The organism is Bdellovibrio sp. CKG001 (assembly GCF_055397465.1).
This window is the reverse complement of the sequence record NZ_AP029173.1, coordinates 2,097,425-2,115,681: the sequence shown is the minus strand read 5'-3', so window position 1 is coordinate 2,115,681 and position 18,257 is coordinate 2,097,425. Positions and strand designations below refer to the sequence as shown.

16 protein-coding genes and 1 tRNA gene are annotated in these 18,257 nt (G+C 49.9%); 14 read left to right on the top strand and 3 right to left on the bottom strand.

Features of this window, described 5'->3' with window-relative positions; translation table 11 throughout:
- Positions 1-110 precede the first annotated feature (110 nt).
- The 4 genes from ACZ50P_RS10210 (at position 111) to ACZ50P_RS10195 (ending at position 3,418) form a co-directional block, all read left to right on the top strand.
- Positions 111-764, top strand: coding sequence for a hypothetical protein (locus ACZ50P_RS10210; RefSeq protein ID WP_464117092.1), 654 nt, complete (start codon positions 111-113; stop codon positions 762-764).
- Between the two features lie 98 nt (positions 765-862).
- Positions 863-1,741, top strand: a complete 879-nt coding sequence (locus ACZ50P_RS10205; RefSeq protein ID WP_464130936.1) for a site-specific tyrosine recombinase — start codon at positions 863-865, stop codon at positions 1,739-1,741.
- Positions 1,742-1,828: 87 nt separating this feature from the next.
- Positions 1,829-3,280, top strand: coding sequence for an ATP-binding protein (locus ACZ50P_RS10200; protein WP_464130934.1), 1,452 nt, complete (start codon positions 1,829-1,831; stop codon positions 3,278-3,280).
- Between the two features lie 64 nt (positions 3,281-3,344).
- Positions 3,345-3,418: transfer RNA gene (locus tag ACZ50P_RS10195), tRNA-Cys, on the top strand.
- Between the two features lie 93 nt (positions 3,419-3,511).
- On the opposite strand, the gene ACZ50P_RS10190 is transcribed toward ACZ50P_RS10195, so the two are convergent.
- Positions 3,512-4,117 (bottom strand): outer membrane beta-barrel protein, encoded by a 606-nt coding sequence (locus ACZ50P_RS10190; protein ID WP_464130933.1) that lies wholly within the window; start codon positions 4,115-4,117, stop codon positions 3,512-3,514.
- A gap of 475 nt (positions 4,118-4,592) precedes the next feature.
- Between ACZ50P_RS10190 and ACZ50P_RS10185 the strand changes: the two genes are divergently transcribed.
- Positions 4,593-8,756: a hypothetical protein gene (locus ACZ50P_RS10185; protein ID WP_464130932.1), complete on the top strand. Its 4,164-nt coding sequence runs from the start codon at positions 4,593-4,595 to the stop codon at positions 8,754-8,756.
- On the opposite strand, the gene ACZ50P_RS10180 is transcribed toward ACZ50P_RS10185, so the two are convergent.
- Complete coding sequence (locus tag ACZ50P_RS10180) at positions 8,740-9,594, bottom strand: S1 family peptidase (protein ID WP_464130931.1); 855 nt, start codon at positions 9,592-9,594, stop codon at positions 8,740-8,742. The genes ACZ50P_RS10185 and ACZ50P_RS10180 overlap by 17 nt on opposite strands.
- Positions 9,595-9,858: 264 nt before the next feature.
- Here ACZ50P_RS10180 and ACZ50P_RS10175 point away from each other — a divergent pair, with 264 nt between their 5' ends.
- The 8 genes from ACZ50P_RS10175 to ACZ50P_RS10140 all read left to right on the top strand — a co-directional run bounded on the left by ACZ50P_RS10175 (position 9,859) and on the right by ACZ50P_RS10140 (position 17,147).
- The gene (locus ACZ50P_RS10175; protein WP_464130929.1) at positions 9,859-11,430 is read left to right on the top strand and encodes a L,D-transpeptidase family protein; all 1,572 of its coding nucleotides are present in this window, start codon (positions 9,859-9,861) and stop codon (positions 11,428-11,430) included.
- 2 nt (positions 11,431-11,432) lie between these two features.
- A complete protein-coding gene (locus tag ACZ50P_RS10170) occupies positions 11,433-11,744 on the top strand; it encodes a hypothetical protein (RefSeq protein ID WP_464117083.1) in 312 nt (103 codons plus the stop codon).
- Positions 11,745-11,869: 125 nt separating this feature from the next.
- Positions 11,870-14,482, top strand: a complete 2,613-nt coding sequence (gene mbhE / locus ACZ50P_RS10165; protein WP_464135204.1) for a hydrogen gas-evolving membrane-bound hydrogenase subunit E — start codon at positions 11,870-11,872, stop codon at positions 14,480-14,482.
- On the top strand, positions 14,479-14,775 hold the full coding sequence (locus tag ACZ50P_RS10160; RefSeq protein WP_464117081.1) for a sodium:proton antiporter: 297 nt from the start codon (positions 14,479-14,481) through the stop codon (positions 14,773-14,775). The genes mbhE and ACZ50P_RS10160 overlap by 4 nt, the downstream gene beginning before the upstream one ends.
- Positions 14,772-16,232 carry a complex I subunit 5 family protein gene (locus ACZ50P_RS10155; RefSeq protein WP_464130927.1) on the top strand — a complete coding sequence of 487 codons (1,461 nt, stop codon included), beginning with the start codon at positions 14,772-14,774 and terminating at the stop codon, positions 16,230-16,232. The genes ACZ50P_RS10160 and ACZ50P_RS10155 overlap by 4 nt, the downstream gene beginning before the upstream one ends.
- Positions 16,229-16,573, top strand: coding sequence for a Na+/H+ antiporter subunit E (locus tag ACZ50P_RS10150; RefSeq protein WP_464130926.1), 345 nt, complete (start codon positions 16,229-16,231; stop codon positions 16,571-16,573). Before ACZ50P_RS10155 ends, ACZ50P_RS10150 begins: the two co-directional genes overlap by 4 nt.
- On the top strand, positions 16,570-16,824 hold the full coding sequence (locus ACZ50P_RS10145) for an MrpF/PhaF family protein (RefSeq protein WP_464130924.1): 255 nt from the start codon (positions 16,570-16,572) through the stop codon (positions 16,822-16,824). Before ACZ50P_RS10150 ends, ACZ50P_RS10145 begins: the two co-directional genes overlap by 4 nt.
- On the top strand, positions 16,824-17,147 hold the full coding sequence (locus ACZ50P_RS10140) for a cation:proton antiporter (RefSeq protein ID WP_464130923.1): 324 nt from the start codon (positions 16,824-16,826) through the stop codon (positions 17,145-17,147). Before ACZ50P_RS10145 ends, ACZ50P_RS10140 begins: the two co-directional genes overlap by 1 nt.
- 32 nt (positions 17,148-17,179) lie before the next feature.
- Here ACZ50P_RS10140 and ACZ50P_RS10135 read toward each other — a convergent pair whose 3' ends face one another.
- Positions 17,180-17,749 carry a HutD family protein gene (locus tag ACZ50P_RS10135; RefSeq protein WP_464130921.1) on the bottom strand — a complete coding sequence of 190 codons (570 nt, stop codon included), beginning with the start codon at positions 17,747-17,749 and terminating at the stop codon, positions 17,180-17,182.
- 177 nt (positions 17,750-17,926) lie between these two features.
- Here ACZ50P_RS10135 and ACZ50P_RS10130 point away from each other — a divergent pair, with 177 nt between their 5' ends.
- Positions 17,927-18,256 (top strand): KH domain-containing protein, encoded by a 330-nt coding sequence (locus ACZ50P_RS10130; RefSeq protein ID WP_464117075.1) that lies wholly within the window; start codon positions 17,927-17,929, stop codon positions 18,254-18,256.
- Position 18,257: the final 1 nt, after the last annotated feature.

Sequence of the window (18,257 nt, the reverse complement as noted above, 5' to 3'; positions counted from 1 at the left end):
CTGCCGACAGAGCTGCAGCGCCTGCGGGCGCGGAAGCTGAAGTGGAATGAGAATTTAGATTTAGACTTTAATAAAGAGAGATTTTAAACCGGAAAAACAGGAGAGAGAACATGGAAAGACTTAACAAAAAAACTTTAAGTTTTCCAGCAATGAGTTTCACACGAGCTTTCGCAGCGCTGGGAATGGTATTGGCCTTGGCGGCTTGCGGAAAGGGCGGCGGCGGTGGCGGTACGAACGCCAATGTTGGTTGGAACTGCTTGCAGCAATCCTGCGGCTCGATCAACCAACCGGTGGTTTTGACGACCTTTACTTCGCAAGCGGCTGATTCCAGCATCGTGTTGCAGAATATGCAGATGGTCGCTCAGTCGGGCTTGATCAGCAACACCTCCACAGGTAGCCCCTACAAATGGTACAGCGGTCCGATCGCAGTCCAGGGGCAGATGGTGGTGAGTCGTGCGATCTATGATTACCAGCCGTATTCACAGACTTTGGCGAGCAACTGTACAATTGCTGCGGGCACTTACTCTCTGCAAACCCGCACAGTGGGATACATGGGCTCTCAGGGACAAGTGGGCGGTTACTCAGATGGTCAGAACATTTTGGTACCGGATCTTATTACGACCAATGGTTCGATTGTGATGCGAATTGAAGCTCCAAGTCCAATGGGTCTGATCTCTGGTGGATCTCGCTTGTGGGGTGTGGTGCGCATCGTGAGTGTGAATGGTGTGACTTGCTCCAATAACTTCTACGGCGAATTCAACTAAGTTTGTCTTAATTCAGTTAGGAATCACCAAGCCCCGGGTTTATGCCTCGGGGTTTTTTATTTCTTGCGCTTGGATGAAAGTCTGGGTCTAATAGGGGTATGGAACTACCTCTTTGGATCGACTTCTTTGATGAACTGCAAAATGTACGAGGACGCTCCCAGAATACGGTGATGGCTTATCGTCGCGATCTGGAGCTTTATATTGAGTACCGTAAAAACAATAAATCAGTGCCTGGTTTTTACGAATTCATGAAAAAACACAACCTCTCCACTCGCTCTCAGGCGCGGGTGATTTCGTCTTTACGCACTTACTTTAAGTTTTGTGAAACCCGCGGGATGAAGTGTCCGGAGTTGAGAGAACTTCGTCCACCTAAAGTCAAAGTGGGTTTGCCAAAAGTTCTGACGCCGCAAGAGTTCCAGCAACTTTTTGATGCCGCTGAAGTCAATGACCCGGTGAAGACCGCACGCAATCAACTGACACTGCTGTTCCTGTACGGCCTGGGTTGCCGTGTGTCGGAATTGATTGCTTTGAACGTTGTGGACTTTAACCAGACAGACCGTTGGATCAAGGTGCTGGGAAAAGGCAACAAGGAACGCCTTGTGCCGCTGACTGAAAAACTAGCGGATAATCTGACCACGTATTTGAAAGAGCATCGCCCTTCCCTGATGAAAGAAAATGGTCCTTCCATTTTGATCAACGATCGCGGGCACAGACCTTCACGCGTGGATGTGTGGAGATGGCTTGCGGCCTGGTCGGCTCGCGCGGGCTTTGATGAGCCTGTAAATCCGCATAGATTCCGTCATGGTTGTGCCACGGCTCTTCTGGAAAGTGGCGCGGATTTGCGCTCGATTCAGATGTTGTTGGGACATGCAAGCATCCAGACAACGCAGATTTATACGAATGTCACCACCCACACGATGACCAAAACCATCGAAGAACATCATCCGCTGTCGCAGATGGTGGAGGCGGATAAATAATTGTCCGGAACCCGAAGGCCTTCCCAGTGAAGGCCTTTTTTATTGTCTTTTGAAGACGGGGCTGTTCTTGCTTTTTCGCCCGTCGCTATGAAAATAAAATCTCTTATTCGCAATCATGATCGTCTGGTGCCGGTTGAAGTTGAACTTAGCTTTGTCGCAGGCTTGCCGCAAATCCAGTTTTTAGGGCTTCCGGATCAGGCCATCAAAGAAAGCATCCATCGCATTAAAAGTGCCATTCGTAATCAAGGCTTTGAGTTTCCTAAGGCACAGCAGATTCTGGTGAACCTGCGCCCTTCGCATCTTAAAAAAACTTCGCGTGGACTGGAATTGGCTGTGGCCTTGGGAATTCTGTGGGAGACCGAGCAAATTCCCAAACCAGACAGTAACGAGGCATTTGTGTATGGAGAACTTTCGTTAGGGGGCGAGGTCTTCGAGCCAGAAGATCTGATGGAGGACTTTGACCCGGAAGAAGCCTTGCAGATTTGGACAGGGACGGGGCTTGATAATAAGGCTCCGTTCACAAGATGGCGTTTGCAGGAACTGAAGGATGTCAGTCAGCCCGAAATTGTACCTCTATCGCCGCGAGAGTATGAGGTGGAGCGCCCTTCTTTTGGGCTTGATCTGGAGTTCCCGGAACGTCAGGCGAAGTTGCTGAAGCTTGTGGCCCTGGGGGAACACTCTGTGCTGCTGGCTGGGCCTGCGGGTTCGGGGAAAAGCACCATCGCCAAAAGCCTCCATTCGCTTTTGCAGGCACCGACGCAAAAAGAAATGCATGAAATCAGACAGAATAACAAGGGCGGCAGCGAGGCTCCTTTAAGCTGGCGCCCTTTGGTACATCCCCATCATTCAACGACACCCCTCGGCTTGATTGGTGGGGGTGTGCCTCCTTTTAAAGGCGATATCACGCGAGCCCATAAGGGAATGATGGTGCTTGATGAGTTGCTGGAGTTTCACACCAGGGCCCAAGAGGCATTACGTGAACCGATGGAAGACTTTCGGATTCGCATTCGCCGTGGCCGTTATGTGGAGGAACATCCCGCTGAAGCGCTGGTGATTGCCACGACAAACCTGTGTCCTTGTGGTGATTGGGTGCCGAACTCGCGTGTGATCTGTGGGCGTTCGATCAAGAAGTGTCAGTCTTATATGGAACGATTGTCAGGACCTCTGGTGGATCGCTTCCAGGTCACTTTCTTTACTCGCAAACGTGAGGAGGGCAGTACGATCACGGGGCAAAGTTTACTTCAAGAACTGGAGGAGGCTCGACAGTTCAGGGCAGGGATGGCCAAGAAAGATTCGCGCTTCCATAAAGTGGCGGCTCGTTGGAGCTGGGATGAACTGACCCAGGACCTTCCCAGTTTTTATATGCGAGAACTTTTCCCGAAAGAGCTTTCCTCGCGTCGTCGGGAGCTTGCGACGCTTCGAGTCGCAAGAAGTCTTGCGGACCTGATGAGGGCGGAAAAACTGCATCCACTGCATGTGGAAGAGGCTTTGAAGATCACTCATCTGCCATTTGAAGCATTAAAACGTCTTGGATGCTAGGGAAGGCCAGGTGTTTGGCGTTGACAGAAAAGGACGGAAAGATTAGTTTTAACCTTCCTTCGACGGTGAGTTGGCCGAGGGGTTAGGCAAGGCTCTGCAAAAGCCTCTACAGCAGTTCAAATCTGCTACTCACCTCCAAATAAACCCGCTTTATGCGGGTTTTTTCGTTTCAAGGCTCTTGCTCTGGCGGGTCGCCAAGGCCCCGGCCTCAGCGACGTCAGTGATTGAATATTATTTGCCGGAAAGATCAAACGGGAAACTCAAAGACAGACTTACCGCCGAAGAATCAAACTTCGAGAAGACCGTAGAGATGTCCCCCTTGATGCCGCCAGCTTCAAACTCATTAAACTTTGGAATGACGTATTCCAAATTAAGCGAAAGTCTGTTCAGAGCTTTGTATCCAGCCCCCACTTTCAAAACAGTTCCGGTGAAATCTGTTTCCCCGCTGTCGTCTTTCACAGTGCTCTTTGCCGAGAACCCATATCCACCCCAGAAGCGGAATCTATTCACGTCATATCCAATCACGGCACCCGCAATGCTCTTGGTATAGGTTGAAGACGAGGCTCCCGCCTGACTGCTTTCGGAATCACCATGACCCAATGTGTATTCACCGGCCAGCCACAATCCCTGACTGAAGCGATACCCCAGTCGGGCTCCGTAGTTAAGACCCTTGTTGGTCACGGTGAAGTCCGACCCAACAGTGGGGGTGGCTTCAATTTTTTCCTGATCATAGCCAACAAAAGGCTCCACTAAAACACCGGCCTGACTCTGCAAGCTCATCAACACGCCGATCACCAATGCTCCGATAGCGCCGTATATTCCAACATATCTATTCATAAAACCTCCCTATTATTTCTTTCCAGTTTTTCCAGTGCGGTCAGTCCACCTTGGACCAACTCTCTTTCAGGCAACAGCTCGTTTCCTTTCACTTTTAACTTTAGGAAAGAAAAATGTGAGACTGTGAGAGGCAAAAAAACAACTCACGCCTCAAGTTAAGAAAGTCATCTCTTTCCAACCATGTACGGCATTTTATAAGAAACCAATCTGAGACAAAAAATCACCGTGGACACTTCACCACAGCAAACGTAAGGACATCATCGTCTAGTGGCGGCGAGATCCTTACGGAGGTCTGGGATCTCGTTATGGGTTCATTATTGTTAAGTGCCTAAGCTTCTTCGTTCAGGACCAACTGAGGCTCTTTGGTGCTGTTCCTCTTTTAAATGCGATCGGATATCACGTTTGAGGTGGGGCGAACGTCTTCATCTGTGCGATTTTTCTCCCGATAAGTGAATTATTGTCGGGAGATCTGCACGTGTTTAACAGATATTTAATTACCATCCTGTTGTCGCTCTTTTGTTTTCCGGCTTGCTCCCTGAAAGCTGAGAGCTGGAATTTATTAACTGAGGTCATCGCAGATCCCACACAACCAGATCCCGGTGGCGACGATGGTGGTAACAACACAACGTGTGGTCCTGCGGACTGTGTCTTTCCTGTGGATCTGAATCCACCATTTTTTCATGATGATTTTAATCGCGCCAATCAATTGCTGACGACCGATCTTTTAAATCGCTGGTGGGCCCGAGACGTATTTTCCGTGCCAACTCAACTGACAGACAAGCAGTTAAGTGGGGCAGCGAATTCGTCGATGATTATTGCGAATCCAAATATTGAAGGGCTTGCAAAAGTTTATCTTGAAACATCCATTCGCATAACGGCCCCAGCCGGCAGCAAGCAGTTTCATGCCATTGTTCCCTATGCAAGAATTGAAACGGTGGGCGGGGTCCCGGATTATAATCTGGTGGGATGTGTTGTGGATTATGCATCGAATGGGGACGTCGGTTTCTATGTCGGGGACTTTATGAGTTACGCCATGGGAACATTGCCTCCGGTCCGTGTCGTGAGTTCATTCCCTATTTCTGTTGATAGCTATTTTGGCTGCGAGGTGGATCAGGCCACCAAAGTTGTTACGGCCTATGTGAATTCTATTAAAGTGGGTGAAACCACGGTGCCCGTGGTTCCTGCGGCGATGACACCGCTGATCTATTCAGTGGGACCTGCGATTGTGGCGGATAACGCCAAGGCCTTTCATTCTTTCCTGGAGGGGCGTAAACCTAATGATGGGGATTTGCAAATCTACAACACACCTTTTGCTGGCCACTATCTAGACCAGTTGTCTAACTTCACTTTGATGGGGTACTGCGCGGACAATGGCGCGACGGTGCAGGTGAAAAATCTGGGCGCGGGCGGATACCAGTCGGCAACCGCCGTTTGCAGTGGAAATCATTTTTCCCTAGCCTTGGACTTGTCTGATCCGGCCCAATTTCCCATCGGTCCCAACACAATTCGTATTGAGTATGTGGATGCCGGGGGTACGCAGGAATACTTTTGGAGCTTTAAAAATCTAGGTCAGATGCCGGTTCCGCAGATCGCGGCTCCAAGCCCGGCGGTGGGAAGCTCAACGACTGAACTTGCCTGGGTTATCCATTATCCCGATGCGGCTTCTATCAGCTTATCCGCGTCGGATGTGATGTTGTCAGGAACGGCGACTCAGGACTGCACAGTGCGTGTAGATGCGATGGATGGACAACATAAGAAAGTGGTCGTGACGGGCTGTACTGGGGATGGGACGGTGATGATTGCGATTCCGCCGGGTACGGCTGTTAATGGCAGTGGCGTCATCTTCTCGGCGGCTGGTCCTTCGACTTCTGCGGCCGTGGCCAACACTCCTCCGTCGATTGCGGTTTCAGATCCCACGCCCACCATCGGAAATTCCAGTAAAGAGTTTGTCTTTACTGTGACGTACTCAGCGGGGACAACTGTCGATTTGACAGCAGCAAAAATAACATTGATTGATGGTAACGGAGATCCACTTTCAACCTTGGGGTGCAGTGTTGCCATCACTTCAGATTCGGATGTTATCAAAAAAGTGAAGCTCACTGGATGTTCTGGGGATGCTCCCAGTGTTGGGCTGCAAGTGTCCTTGACCAGTGCCTCCAACCCGGCAGGGAACGCGGCGGCAGATGCTGTTTCTTCGTCCGGATTTGTTTTGGACAACACCGCGCCTACTTTAGCGATCGTAAGATCTAATTCAGGGGAAGGCGACGCTTCAACAAGCTTCCTTTGGGAAGTGCAAAGAAGTTGGATGGATACGGTGGATTCCAGCAAAATGGAGTTGTTCGGAACAAATCTCACAGGATGTGTTCTGTCTGGCGATCCTTGGGTTTCTGTGACCGGTTGTACGGCTTTGCTAGGTCAGGTGGGCATAAGATTGAAGGCGGGGTATGTGACGGATGCCGCCGGAAATACTAGTGCACAGGTCGACAGTCTGTCCTATGCCATTGTAAATCCGATTAAAGTCTCAGTGGCCTTTGCGCAGGAGTATGTTGATAAGACGTCAGGTGCCACCACCCATCAATTGAATTTTACTTTGGATAGAATCTCTACGACGCCGGTGCAGGTTACCTACGACACTCTGCCCGCGTTTTCGAAGGCACAGGTGGGTGTGGATCATAATCTTCCATTGACGGGTTCTGTGACGATCCCTGCGGGATCGCTCAGTGCCAGCATTTCTTATCAGCACATCAACAGCGTCGGCAGTAAGATCTTGCAGGTTGGAATTTCCCAGGCGGATGGTGCTGGGGTGAATGTTAACGTGGACAAACAAATTGCCCGGCAGTTATTGCATGATCCGGCCGCTGACAGTGGATTTAAAAGTATTGCGATGGGATGGACCTCAGCCTGTGGGGTGACCAAAGGTGGAACGATCAAGTGTTGGGGTTTTTATCGTCCGGTGACAACTGTGGATGCGGGGACTTCGTATAAAGAGATCCATGCCATCAGTGCCAACACGGGCGGGCCTGGAGGCTTTGTTGCCTTGGCAGAAGATGGCACTGTCACTGGGCTGAGCTCGGATGGTTCCTATTTGAATAAAGGGGCGATGGAAACCGGGCCTGGAGGGTATAGATTCTCAAAGATCGTGCAGAACTGTGGTATCACTGCAAGCTCCCTGAATGGCACTCCGGATGGATCTTTCTATTGCAATGGAGGTATTGTTGATCCGGGAACAACTTACCTTGATGTTTCAATAAGTGATGAAGGTCGCATGTGCGGTGTCACCAGCGCCAATGTCTTGAAATGCCAAGGATCTTCGTGGGCCTTTGAAGATGCGGATCCTGGCAACCTTTATGACTCCGTCGAGAGTGTCTATGCGTCGTCGGCCTGTGCAAGACGCTTGGATGGAAAAGTTTACTGTGGTTTTGGGGATAGCAGCTATTCCTCTCCATTCTATATGAATTATGCTGATAATAGCAGTCACTTCAAGCTTGATATTGACGGGAACGGCTGTGGGTTTGATGCCGCGGGGAATTTGAATTGCCAGGGGACGTATTTATCTTCGACGTATTCCCCCTATGACTCTTACAAGTACTCCGCTTTTGATTTTGGCCGCTATACCATGTGCGCCATTGAAAGTGTGACCGGGCTGTTACGATGTCGCTATTCTTACTATATCCTCTCATCGAAGTGGGGAAATGCCGAAGGAGCCTTGGGGGATCCTCAAGGGGACATTCTGCGCAGTCCTGTGGTGGCCTCTCATAGATCCTTCCAGGCTGTGGCAGCAAATATCGACAGTGTTTGTGCGCTGACGGACACTTCAGAAGTCTATTGCTGGGGTTCCAAGGCATGGGGAAGATATTTGAATGCGCCGCTGAAGTCCGCCGTTGGCAGCTTCACGCAAGTGGCGGGAAATTTTGCTTTGCGTGATGATGGAAAGATCGTGGGTTTGGTTAAGGAAAATCTGAATAATATTCCTTTGGATTCGACCAAGACCTACATCAAGGTTTCCAGCAACTGTGCTCTGACGGCCAGTGGGAAAATTGAAATTCTTTATCCTGGAAACAACAACGCCACAGCGGTGGATGTGATAAGTCCAACGGCGACCTATAAAGACATCAGCTGCAAAAAGGGTGGTGCGGCCGCGTTGACTCCAGACGGGGATCTTGTCTATGGCTTTATGGTGGGGAACCCCGGAATAGCAGTGACTTTAAATGAAAAATTTAAATCCGTGGATGCCTATGCCGTCAGTTGGTCGGGTGGAACGATTTACGGAATCACGGAAGCCAACAAATTGGCCTACTATAGAACATCTGATGGTGTGCAGGCGCAATGGGATCCCGGCGTGGATTACAAGAAAGTTTCTGCTGGTTACAATCACGCCTGCGCCATTACGGTCGCTGGTGTCCTGAAGTGCTGGGGGGATAATTCTGTGGGGCAACTGGGGGACGGGACAGGAGTGAACTCAGCAAGTCCTGTGGTGGTTGATGCGGGCACCACCTACAAGGATGTCGCTGCGGGAGAATATTACACCTGCGCGGTGACAACGTCGAATGTCCTGAAATGCTGGGGCAGCAACTTGAATGGATCAGCGGCTTTGGGTAGTACGGGATATAAGACGCCGACCTTTATTGTTCCTCAGTAAGGCTGTGAGCCAGAGCGACGATCTCGCCGAACTGTTTGTAGACGTTGATATAGATGCCTTGGTCGTTGCACCGAACCGTGTGTTCGGTTGCAGGCTCAGTCGAGGCGCGCGTTGTTTTCGAGGCAATTCCCACCACATAAAGTCTGCCGTCAATTCGGGCAAAGGCCGGGCCACCGGAATCACCCTGGCAAATTCCTTTGCCTTGAGTCTGATTCACGCGGAAACGGGTTCCATTCAACGAGTACTCTGCAATGGAAAGCTCTGTGGTGCGAAGGGTGTTGCCGCCATCACCGGAGGCATCCGCCCAGACGCCATTGGTGCGACCATACCCGGCAGCAAGGATGTGTTTAAGGGAGACCGTAGGTCGGTCTAGCAAGGGCGTGATAAGGATGTCGTCAGGTAGTTTTTTCTTCAATTTTATTATTCCAAAGTCAAAGTCCTGATTGCCGTCTTTGTACAGCTTGTGAGTCACAAAGGTGTCTTCAGCATAGGCCAGGTGTTTGCCATTGCTGTCTTTGTATTCAACCGTGCGCAGATATTTATCCGGCTTCATAAGGCAATGGGCTGCTGTCAGGACCAGTTGACGGTTTAAGGCAATACCAGTGCACTGAAAGACGTCATTCATTTCCACCGGTTGACCATTAATTATTTCAATTCGCGTGTTGTAGTAGGTTCGGATGCTGACAACCCTTTGCGAAAGCTCGTTTGTAGGGGCAACGACCGAACCACCGATAATTCCCTGGGATTCAGAAACAGCCAATGCCGGACCCTTCAAACTTTGTGGGCTTTCCTGGCAGTTTATCAGCAGAAGTGAGAGAAGCACTAAGAGTCTTTTCATAGCGTCCTAAGGCATTAACAGCCGCAATTCATAAGTGTGCGATCTTTGTGCCGGGAACGGAGGGGGTGGGTGAGCGCTATAGCCCTTCTGGCGCCCGGATCCTGTCGAAGTTCTGATCACAGGCGGGCGCTGACCGTCCCCAGAAATGTCACTGGGTGACGGATTTAAGTGAAGTTATTTCCCGGCGGGCCTCACAAGCCCAATTCTGTTAAGGGTGAATCCTGGCAAGGATCTTGTATTTGCCTTCGACGACGAGGAGAAGTGATGGATAAGCAACCTGTTCGTTTGTTATTTGCGATCACCGCCTTGATCTTGGCAGGGTCATCTGCTGCGAAAGCACAGATACCAGCTCGTGCCGGTATGGTGGCGACTCAAGATCAGAGCTCGACAAATTATCTGATGGCTGTGGACAGCCTCAGTGTGGCGTCTATCCGTGAAGCCCTGTTAAGTCTGTGGGAGCACGGCTTGAACCCATCGGCTTATTGGGGTGACGAGTTTGAACAGTCTTATCTTCGCGGAACATTGGAATCTGATTTTGATTATCGCCAGATTCTTGGGATGTATGTCAAAGCCCTGCGTGATGTGCACGGTGGCAGTGTCAATCCTGTGGGCTTGGCTCCTGATATTAAGTTAAAAAAGAAAGATTTCCTCAGCGCGGAACAACTGCGTTCGATTGTGATTGGCAGTCAGGGCAGTGCCCGCACCGTGGTGGAAAAGCTGGCGCCGCAGATGCCAGTGTATCAGTCTTTAAGATATGCTCTGCAAAGACTTTATCCCATGCTGCAAACCGGGCAGTGGGAAACCATCACTCCGGCTAAAAAGCCATTGTCGTTGGGGAAACGAGATCCGGTGATCATTAAGCTGAAAGAGCGTCTGCGTCTTCTGGGGTATCGCATCGATAGCGTGAACGATGTTTTTGACCAGGATATGCTTATTGCAATCAATGATATTCAATTGAATCTGAAAATGAAACCGGATGGGGTGATTTCTCCGGGCGGGCGCACGTGGAGATTCTTTGGCGTTTCTCTTGTGGAACGTCTTCGTCAGCTTCAGGCGGACATGGAACAGTTGCGCTGGTTGCCGCAGACGTTGGAAGATCGGCATATTTTCGTGAATACGGCGTTTTCACATTTTATGATGATCGACAAAAAGAACAATGTTTCCATGAGCTTCAAAGCCATTAACGGGACGGCGGAAAGAAAAACACCCACAATGCGTGATCGTATCACATATTTGGTGATGAATCCGACATGGACGATCCCGCCAACGGTCTTTTTGAATGATAAAGTCGAAATTCTGAAGAAGCTTGATGCCAAGGGAATTCGTAAGTACTTCACGGACAACCGTTTTGAGGTTTTCACTTCGGACTTCACCAAAACCATCGATCCGACGACGATCAACTGGAAGTCGATCAAGTCCTCTAGCGTGAACTTCTATATCCGGCAGAAGCCGAGCTATAACAATGCCCTGGGAGTGGTGAAATTCATGATGACCAATCCTTACGCGATCTATCTGCATGACACCAATCAAAGGGACTTGTTCGGTGAGGCTCAGCGTTTGCGCAGCTCTGGTTGTGTCCGATTGGAAAAACCATTGGATCTGGCGGAATACCTTCTTGCCGGCACGCAATGGTCCCGCCCGCAGATTGAAAACTTCGTGGTTAAGGAAGGCCAGACCGTGGATCGCGAAACGCGTGTGGATCTGAAAGAACCAATGCCGGTATATTTAGTACCTGTAACTTCACAAATGAACTCCGATGGTGTTATTCGTTTTGTTGAAGATGTTTATGGACATAATCAGTTGATTTTATCACAAGTGAAAGGATTGGGACGGTAACTATGGGAAAATATCTTTTGGCTTTAAGTCTTTTTGTATTCGCAGGTTCGGTTTCTGCCACGGCGGGAGCCTCCACAAGCACGGGCGCTGCGGCGGCCTCACAGTTCTATATCACGGGTGTCATAGAACACGTTGAAGCCATCGAAAATGAAGCCATGGTCAAAGTGGCTGGTGTGCAGAAACTTTTGATTATTAAGAATTTGATGAGCTTCCCTGAAGCGAAACTGCACATTCTTGCAGAAAGTCAGGAAACTCGTGTGCCGTTAAAACTAAAGGTCAATGGCAGCAATCATATTCTTGACGTAATTTTGTAAGCACAAAGCAGAAACGTTTGTTTCTGCTTGTTGTATTATAGCGCAGAACTTGGTTGATCTCAGTTCATTAACGAACGACACTTGAAGCTTGTTTCGCCTCAACCTTCAAGTGGTGACATATGTTGATGTATTGGGTGATACTGTTTTTTTTATTAGCTCTGACTTCACGTTTGCTGTTGAAGTTGCCCCCAGTCCTGTGGCGAACACTGTTCGCCCTTCCTTATCTTGGCGCCCTTAATGAAAGTTTAAAACCTTTTGTTCAACAATCCTGGCCCTTTCCTCGGGATGGTCTGAGTGATTTCTTCGCCTGCATTGTGGCAGGGATCGGATTGTGCGTCAGTATTTATGCTGGAACCTATTTTAAGTCTTATGAAAGGAAGAGATTCTTTCCGTTGTTCTTTGCCTTTACTGGATCCATGCTGGGGGCGCTTTGGGCAGACAATATCTTTTTGTTTTACGGCTTTTGGGAGGCCACAGGAATTTGCTCCTTTCTTTTGATAGGTTTTAAATATACGGACTTTGATGTTCGTAAAGGGGCCAAGCAGGCTTTGATCATCAACATTGCTGGCGGCTTGTGTCTTTTATTGGCTTTACTGATCATGGCTCAGATATCAGGCAGTCATTCGCTCCTTGAAATTCTTTACGCCAAAAGAAGTCTTATGCGGGACAACAATCTGTTGATGTTGATGATCTTGCTGGCGGCGATGATCAAGTCTGCGCAGTTTCCCTTTCATTTCTGGCTTCCCGGGGCGATGGTGGCCCCCACACCGGCCAGTGCATTTTTGCATTCAGCCACGATGGTGAAGTTGGGTGTGTTTTTGCTGGCGCGTTTTAGCCCTCTCTTTGATCAGAACATGGATTGGGTCTTTATTCTGAGTCTGGTCGGTGCGGTGACCCTAATCTGGGGGATGATTGTTTCCCTGACTAAAAATGATCTTAAGCAGCTTTTTGCCTGGACCACGGTGAGCTCCTTGGGGGGGATGTGCATTCTGGTCGGCTTGCATGTGTCGTATTCCTGGAAGGCCTTTTTTTCTTATGTGTTGGCGCACTCATTTTACAAAGCCAGCTTGTTTCTGTGCGTGGGGAACATCGATAAACAACTGGGTGGTCGCAGTATGGAGCATATTTCCGGACTGATCCGGCGCATGCCGCTGACCTCTCTGGCTTTGTTGATGGCTTTGGGATCTATGATGGGGCTTCCCTTCAGTATGGGTTTTTTGGGGAAAGAGTATTTGTTTAAGTCAGCTTTGCAGTTGGAAGGATCAGGTTCGTTATTGGTGGTGGCTTTGATCGGCGCCAGCATCCTGTCCATCGTGGTGGGTTATCGTCTGATTTTGCTTTTGTTTCGCAGACCCACAGACAGCCGCCGTTTGAAGGAAGCCCCCGCCAGCATGTGGTTTCCACCACTGTTATTGGCCTCGGCGGGCTGGATTTCAGGCTTCTTTTTGGATGATATTAATAAATACTTTCTGAGCCCCGTGGTGTCCTCCATCGTGTTACAGCCCGTCGATCTGAATCTTGAAATGTGGACCGGAATCAATCTGGCGGTGGTGTTGAGTTTGGTGTCTTTGATGTCCGGAATTTTTCTGGCTCTTCGTTATTCCGGGACCATGACCAAAGTGGCTGTGTGGTTGAAGAAGATTTTAAATCCTTCGCCACGGGTGGGGATTGTCGGAAGTCTTTCCAAAAAGCTGATAGATCGCCTGCAAAACGGCAGATTAAGTCATTACCTGCTCTGGTTGCTGGTGCCTGGGTTTCTGGGGCTTTCTCTGTGGGTGCCACCTCCGACAGAAATTTTTGCGTTCCATCCCAAAGGGCTTTCCTATCTGCAGATGATTCCCTTTGTGATTGTGCTCATGGGGCTTTTGCCGATGCTTTTGAGTGTGCGGCCTCTGATGCAGATTATCGGCCTGGGAGTGCTCGGGTTTGGTGTCAGTTTGTTCTATCTTAGTGCGGGGGCGACTGACCTGGCCATGACTCAGATGGCGGTTGAGGCCTTGTCGGTGCTGTTGCTGACCTTGAGTCTTGTGTTTCTGCGCTCGAACCCCTCGGGGTTTAGCTGGTTTTACAAATTGGCTCGATCGGTGATCACAGCCTGCGCTTTTTTGGGAACCCTTCTTTTGTGTGCTCTTTTGCGTGAAGGCAAGATGCCATCTCGAGTCGCCGAGTTCTTTAATGAAAACGCCCTGCCTCTGGGGCGAGGACGCAATGTCGTCAACGTCATTCTGGTGGATTTCCGCGCGTTGGATACTTTTGGAGAAATCACGGTGCTGGGGATTGTTGCTCTTGGTATTCAGTTCTTGTACCTGCGCAGACAAAAGTTGTCGGTGACCTTTCAAGAGTCCGTGATTCTGACCACCTCGATGAAGGTGTTTGCCCCGCTTTTTGCTTTGATATCATGGATTGTGCTGTTGCGCGGGCACAATGCCCCTGGCGGAGGGTTTATTGGGGGGCTGGTGTTGGCAGTCTCGTTTGCCTTCGCCGCCCTTGTGATGGGTGAGGAATGGATGCGACGTTGGCTGGTACTTAGACCCATGACCTGGATGGGCCTGGGCCTGTTGTTGGCTTTCAGTGCTGCGGTTTATCCGGTTCTGCGGGGCGAGGTTTTGATGAAATCACATTGGTCTGATCGCTTTGACTGGTTGGGGACCCCGTTGATCTTAGATGTGGGTGTTTATCTGTTGGTTCTGGGGCTGGGAACAAGTTTGTTTCTTTCGTTCTTCAGGAGGGATGTGTGATTGATTTTTTGTCGTTAAGTATCGCCTCACTGATGGCTGGAGGACTTTGGCTGCTGCTGTCCCGCGACTGGCTGCAGATGGTGATGGGGCTCAGTGTGTTGGGGCATGGAGTGAATTTATTTATTCTCACCGCAGGTGAAGGGAAGGCCACGGACCCTTTGCCGCAGGCGTTGATACTGACGGCGATCGTGATTGGATTGGGGATGACGGCCGTGTTGCTGGCGCTGGCCTGTCGAGGTTTGAAAGTGTCCCGATCGCGCGACGCGGATTTTCTGCCGGAGGAAACAGAATGATTGCAGCCCCGGTGTTGATCTCATTTTTATGTGCCTTGATCACACTGATGCTTCGTCGTTGTTCTTTGGCGCTGCTGGGCGTGTCGTTGTTGGGAGGGGCCTTCAATCTGACAGCCACAGGGGTCATTCTTTGGCGCGTGTGGGAGCAGGGGCCCCAGCGTCTGCAAATTGGAAACTGGCCGGCTCCTTTTGGAATTTCCTTCGACGTTGGATTGCTGGGAGCCCTGATGATGGCAGGCAGTGCGTTGGTGGCCTTTTGTGGGCAGTGGGCCATGCAATCCCTGTTGGGGCGCCGTTGGGAAGTGCTGGGCGTTTATTCACTTTTTCATTTTCTGATGATGGGTGTCTATGGGACCTTTGCCACGGGGGATCTGTTCAACTTGTATGTTTGGTTTGAAGTTTTACTGGCGGCCTCCTTCTTTCTGGTGGCTTTAAGCCGACAGCGGACTTCGGTGACGGGCAGTTTTAAGTATGCCGTGATCAGTATCCTGTCTTCAGTGGCCTTTTTGTTGGGGATCTCATTTGTCTATGCCGCCATGGGCAGTCTGGATCTGGCCGACATTGTTCGCCAGCAGCAGGTGCAGGGACAGAGTCTGGCTATGATCATGGGGTTGTCGTTTTTGGCAATTGCGTTTTTGGTGAAGGCGGCGGTCTTTCCTTTTTTCTTTTGGTTGCCGGCTTCTTATCCGGTGACGCTGACTCCGGTGGCGGCCGTGTTTTCGGGTTTTTTGACCAAGGTGGGACTTTATTCTGTTTTGCGTGTGTTAAGTCCGGCTTTTACCCTGGGTGACAGTGCAAAGCTTTTGCCGTTTTTCTATGGCCTGGCTTTGGTTTCGATGGTCTTGGGTGTGTTGGGCGCACTTTCCCGAGACAACATGAAAGGTATACTGTCATTTCACGGGACTTCGCAAATGGGTTACATCCTGCTGGGTCTTTCTTTGGGAGGACAGGCGGGGGTTGCGGCCTGTGTGTTTTATCTATTGCATCACATGATGGTGAAAACAAATTTGTTTTTGTCGTTGGCTTACATGGAAAAAGTGGGTGGCACGAGTATGGTGTCGGAGTCAGGAGGCTTGTGGGAAGCACGCCCCTGGCTGGCCGGACTGTTTGCTCTGTCAGCGTTGTCGCTGATCGGGGTGCCGCCTTTTTCTGGCTTTTGGGCGAAGGTGTTAACCCTGCAAGCGGCTTTGGCAGACCAACGTTGGCTGGGCGTCTTTGCGTGTTTGGGGGTCAGTCTGCTGACTTTAATGTCGATGCTTAAAATCTGGATTGGAGTTATTTGGAAAAGAGCTGCACGGGACTTGCCTGAAAAGGATGCGGTCCGTGTTCGCTGGGTGTTGCTGCCATTGGTGATTTTAAATGTCGGCATCCTGGCGATGGGCCTGGGATACCCTCATGTGAAGAAGGTGGTGGAAAAAGCGGCCCAGGAACTTTTAGCTGACAGGGGGGCGCCTTGAAGAAATTGATTTTAAGTTTCGAAGTGCTTCTGCAATTTATGGGGCACTTTGTGATTGCCGTTATTCAGGTGGCTTCGTGGGTTTTCAGGCCGAACAGTAAAATGAAGCCGGCCATTGTGCGCATGCAGGTCGAAATTAAAAATCAGTGGGGATTGTGGATTCTGTCGTTGTTTATTTTTTTGGTTCCTGGATCGATGATTGTGGATATTCGCCGCGATAAAAATCAGATGTATGTTCATTTTTTTCACACGGACGATCCTGATCAGTCGATTGCTTACATAAAAGAGGTCTTTGAAAAAAAATTGCGGATAATCTTCGGCGAAATTGGAGACATCTCATGATTATTCTTTTCGTGGGTCTTTTGGCCCTTTCTTCTGTTTGTACGATGATCCGTTGTTTGCGCGGCCCTGATTGGACAGACCGAATCATGACCTTTGATCTTTTGAATAATATCCTGGTGGCGGCGGCGGCTCTTTATGCCATCTATGAAAACAATCCCGATGTGGTGACGTTGGTGCTGGTGTTGGCGCCTTTGTCATTTGTATCCAATGCCATCATGGCATTTTATCTTGAAAGGCGAAAGGAGTCCTGATGAGCCTTATTGTGACCTCCCTGCTTTTAATGGGGTGCATTCTGATTCTTCTGGCCTCGGTGGGCAGTCTGAAATTTCCAGACACCCTGACCCGAATGGCGGCGGTGTCGAAGGCGTCGACCTTGGGAAGTGTGGTGTTTTGTCTGGCGGCTGCGATACACTTTCAAAAAGTGTCATTGACGATCTTGCTGGGTTTGGCGGCGCTGGTGTTGTTTATGGGTATCCCTGTGTCGTCGCATCTGCTCAGTCGTTTGCGTCTGCGAACAGCCGGGAAATATCCTCTGCAGACCCAAAGAAACGACTACGAAACAGACGGCCCCTAAGAACCGTCCGTCGGGAACGCGATAGTCCCAAGCTAGTCAGCTGTATTTTGGCGGGGAGTGATGGAGATTTGCAGGAAATCCAAAGGCTCCGGACCGTCATTCTTAATTTGCAGAGAAATGCTGTCTTGGACCTTCAAGGCGTCGCCGGTTGAGACAGTCAGATTTTCAGTGGTCATTGTTCCGTGCGAAACAAAAAAGAAAGTGGTTTGTCCGACGGTTTGTACGGTTTGTTCCGAGCCGGCCGGAATATGTTCATGCACCATCGTGGCCATAAAACTTTCACGATGATAAATCAGCCCCAGATCGCGCACCGGCCCCGCCAGCAATTTGCATTGAATTTCCTCTTCTCCGGCAAAGGCCACCGGCATATGCCGCAGCAACGGCCGGTCATTCAGAAGCAACCCTTCACCCTGGAAGACGGCCAGCAGACGGTCATACCCAGGAAAAAGTGAAAAGGGACTTGCCGCTTCGACACGGGCTGAACTCAGTCGCCACAAATAGGGCAGATCCCGTCCCGGAAGCAGATCAATTTGATCCGTCATTCCCTGACCGTTTTTCCAGGGCATGGATACAAACTCGGAAGACTTTATCACTTGCAACATGAGCGCTCCTTGGGAAAAGGTGAATCTTCAGTAAAATAGCTACTATCAGATGGTAAGCCGACGAAATCTCAAAATAAAACTTAAAATAAATAAACCAAAGGTTTGGTTTTGCACTTAAGCTAGTTCATTACGGCGCCGAAATGTTTAGTATCAAGGACCTACTGGAGAAGCTAAAGTATGTCAGCGGTTAAAGAGCTCAAAGTGATCAAGAAGAGACCTGAAGTTAGAAACACTCCGGACCAACAACAGGACCGGGAAAATGGAAGGCAACTTCTTGAGACTTTGCTCAAAGGCATGGTCGATTTTCCAGAAACCATTGAGGTCAGCTTTGAGGTCGGCGATAAAACCACCGTTTACAAGGTGGAATGCGACCAGAAATGCCTAGGACAGATCATTGGTGCCAAAGGCAAAAACATCACCGGAGTTCGCTCTGTGATGGCAGCCACCTTGGCTCGTAAGGGCATTCGTGCGGTGGTTGAAATTCCTTACTTCTGTGTGGATGTATAGT

What these genes read in the sequence shown, in the direction of transcription:
- ACZ50P_RS10210 (WP_464117092.1), top strand. Translation starts at nt 111, where the DNA reads ATGGAAAGACTTAACAAAAAAACTTTAAGTTTTCCAGCAATGAGTTTC.
- ACZ50P_RS10205 (WP_464130936.1), top strand. Translation starts at nt 863, where the DNA reads ATGGAACTACCTCTTTGGATCGACTTCTTTGATGAACTGCAAAATGTA.
- ACZ50P_RS10200 (WP_464130934.1), top strand. Translation starts at nt 1,829, where the DNA reads ATGAAAATAAAATCTCTTATTCGCAATCATGATCGTCTGGTGCCGGTT.
- ACZ50P_RS10190 (WP_464130933.1), bottom strand. Translation starts at nt 4,117, where the DNA reads ATGAATAGATATGTTGGAATATACGGCGCTATCGGAGCATTGGTGATC.
- ACZ50P_RS10180 (WP_464130931.1), bottom strand. Translation starts at nt 9,594, where the DNA reads ATGAAAAGACTCTTAGTGCTTCTCTCACTTCTGCTGATAAACTGCCAG.
- ACZ50P_RS10175 (WP_464130929.1), top strand. Translation starts at nt 9,859, where the DNA reads ATGGATAAGCAACCTGTTCGTTTGTTATTTGCGATCACCGCCTTGATC.
- ACZ50P_RS10170 (WP_464117083.1), top strand. Translation starts at nt 11,433, where the DNA reads ATGGGAAAATATCTTTTGGCTTTAAGTCTTTTTGTATTCGCAGGTTCG.
- mbhE (WP_464135204.1), top strand. Translation starts at nt 11,870, where the DNA reads ATGTATTGGGTGATACTGTTTTTTTTATTAGCTCTGACTTCACGTTTG.
- ACZ50P_RS10155 (WP_464130927.1), top strand. Translation starts at nt 14,772, where the DNA reads ATGATTGCAGCCCCGGTGTTGATCTCATTTTTATGTGCCTTGATCACA.
- ACZ50P_RS10145 (WP_464130924.1), top strand. Translation starts at nt 16,570, where the DNA reads ATGATTATTCTTTTCGTGGGTCTTTTGGCCCTTTCTTCTGTTTGTACG.
- ACZ50P_RS10140 (WP_464130923.1), top strand. Translation starts at nt 16,824, where the DNA reads ATGAGCCTTATTGTGACCTCCCTGCTTTTAATGGGGTGCATTCTGATT.
- ACZ50P_RS10135 (WP_464130921.1), bottom strand. Translation starts at nt 17,749, where the DNA reads ATGTTGCAAGTGATAAAGTCTTCCGAGTTTGTATCCATGCCCTGGAAA.
- ACZ50P_RS10130 (WP_464117075.1), top strand. Translation starts at nt 17,927, where the DNA reads ATGTCAGCGGTTAAAGAGCTCAAAGTGATCAAGAAGAGACCTGAAGTT.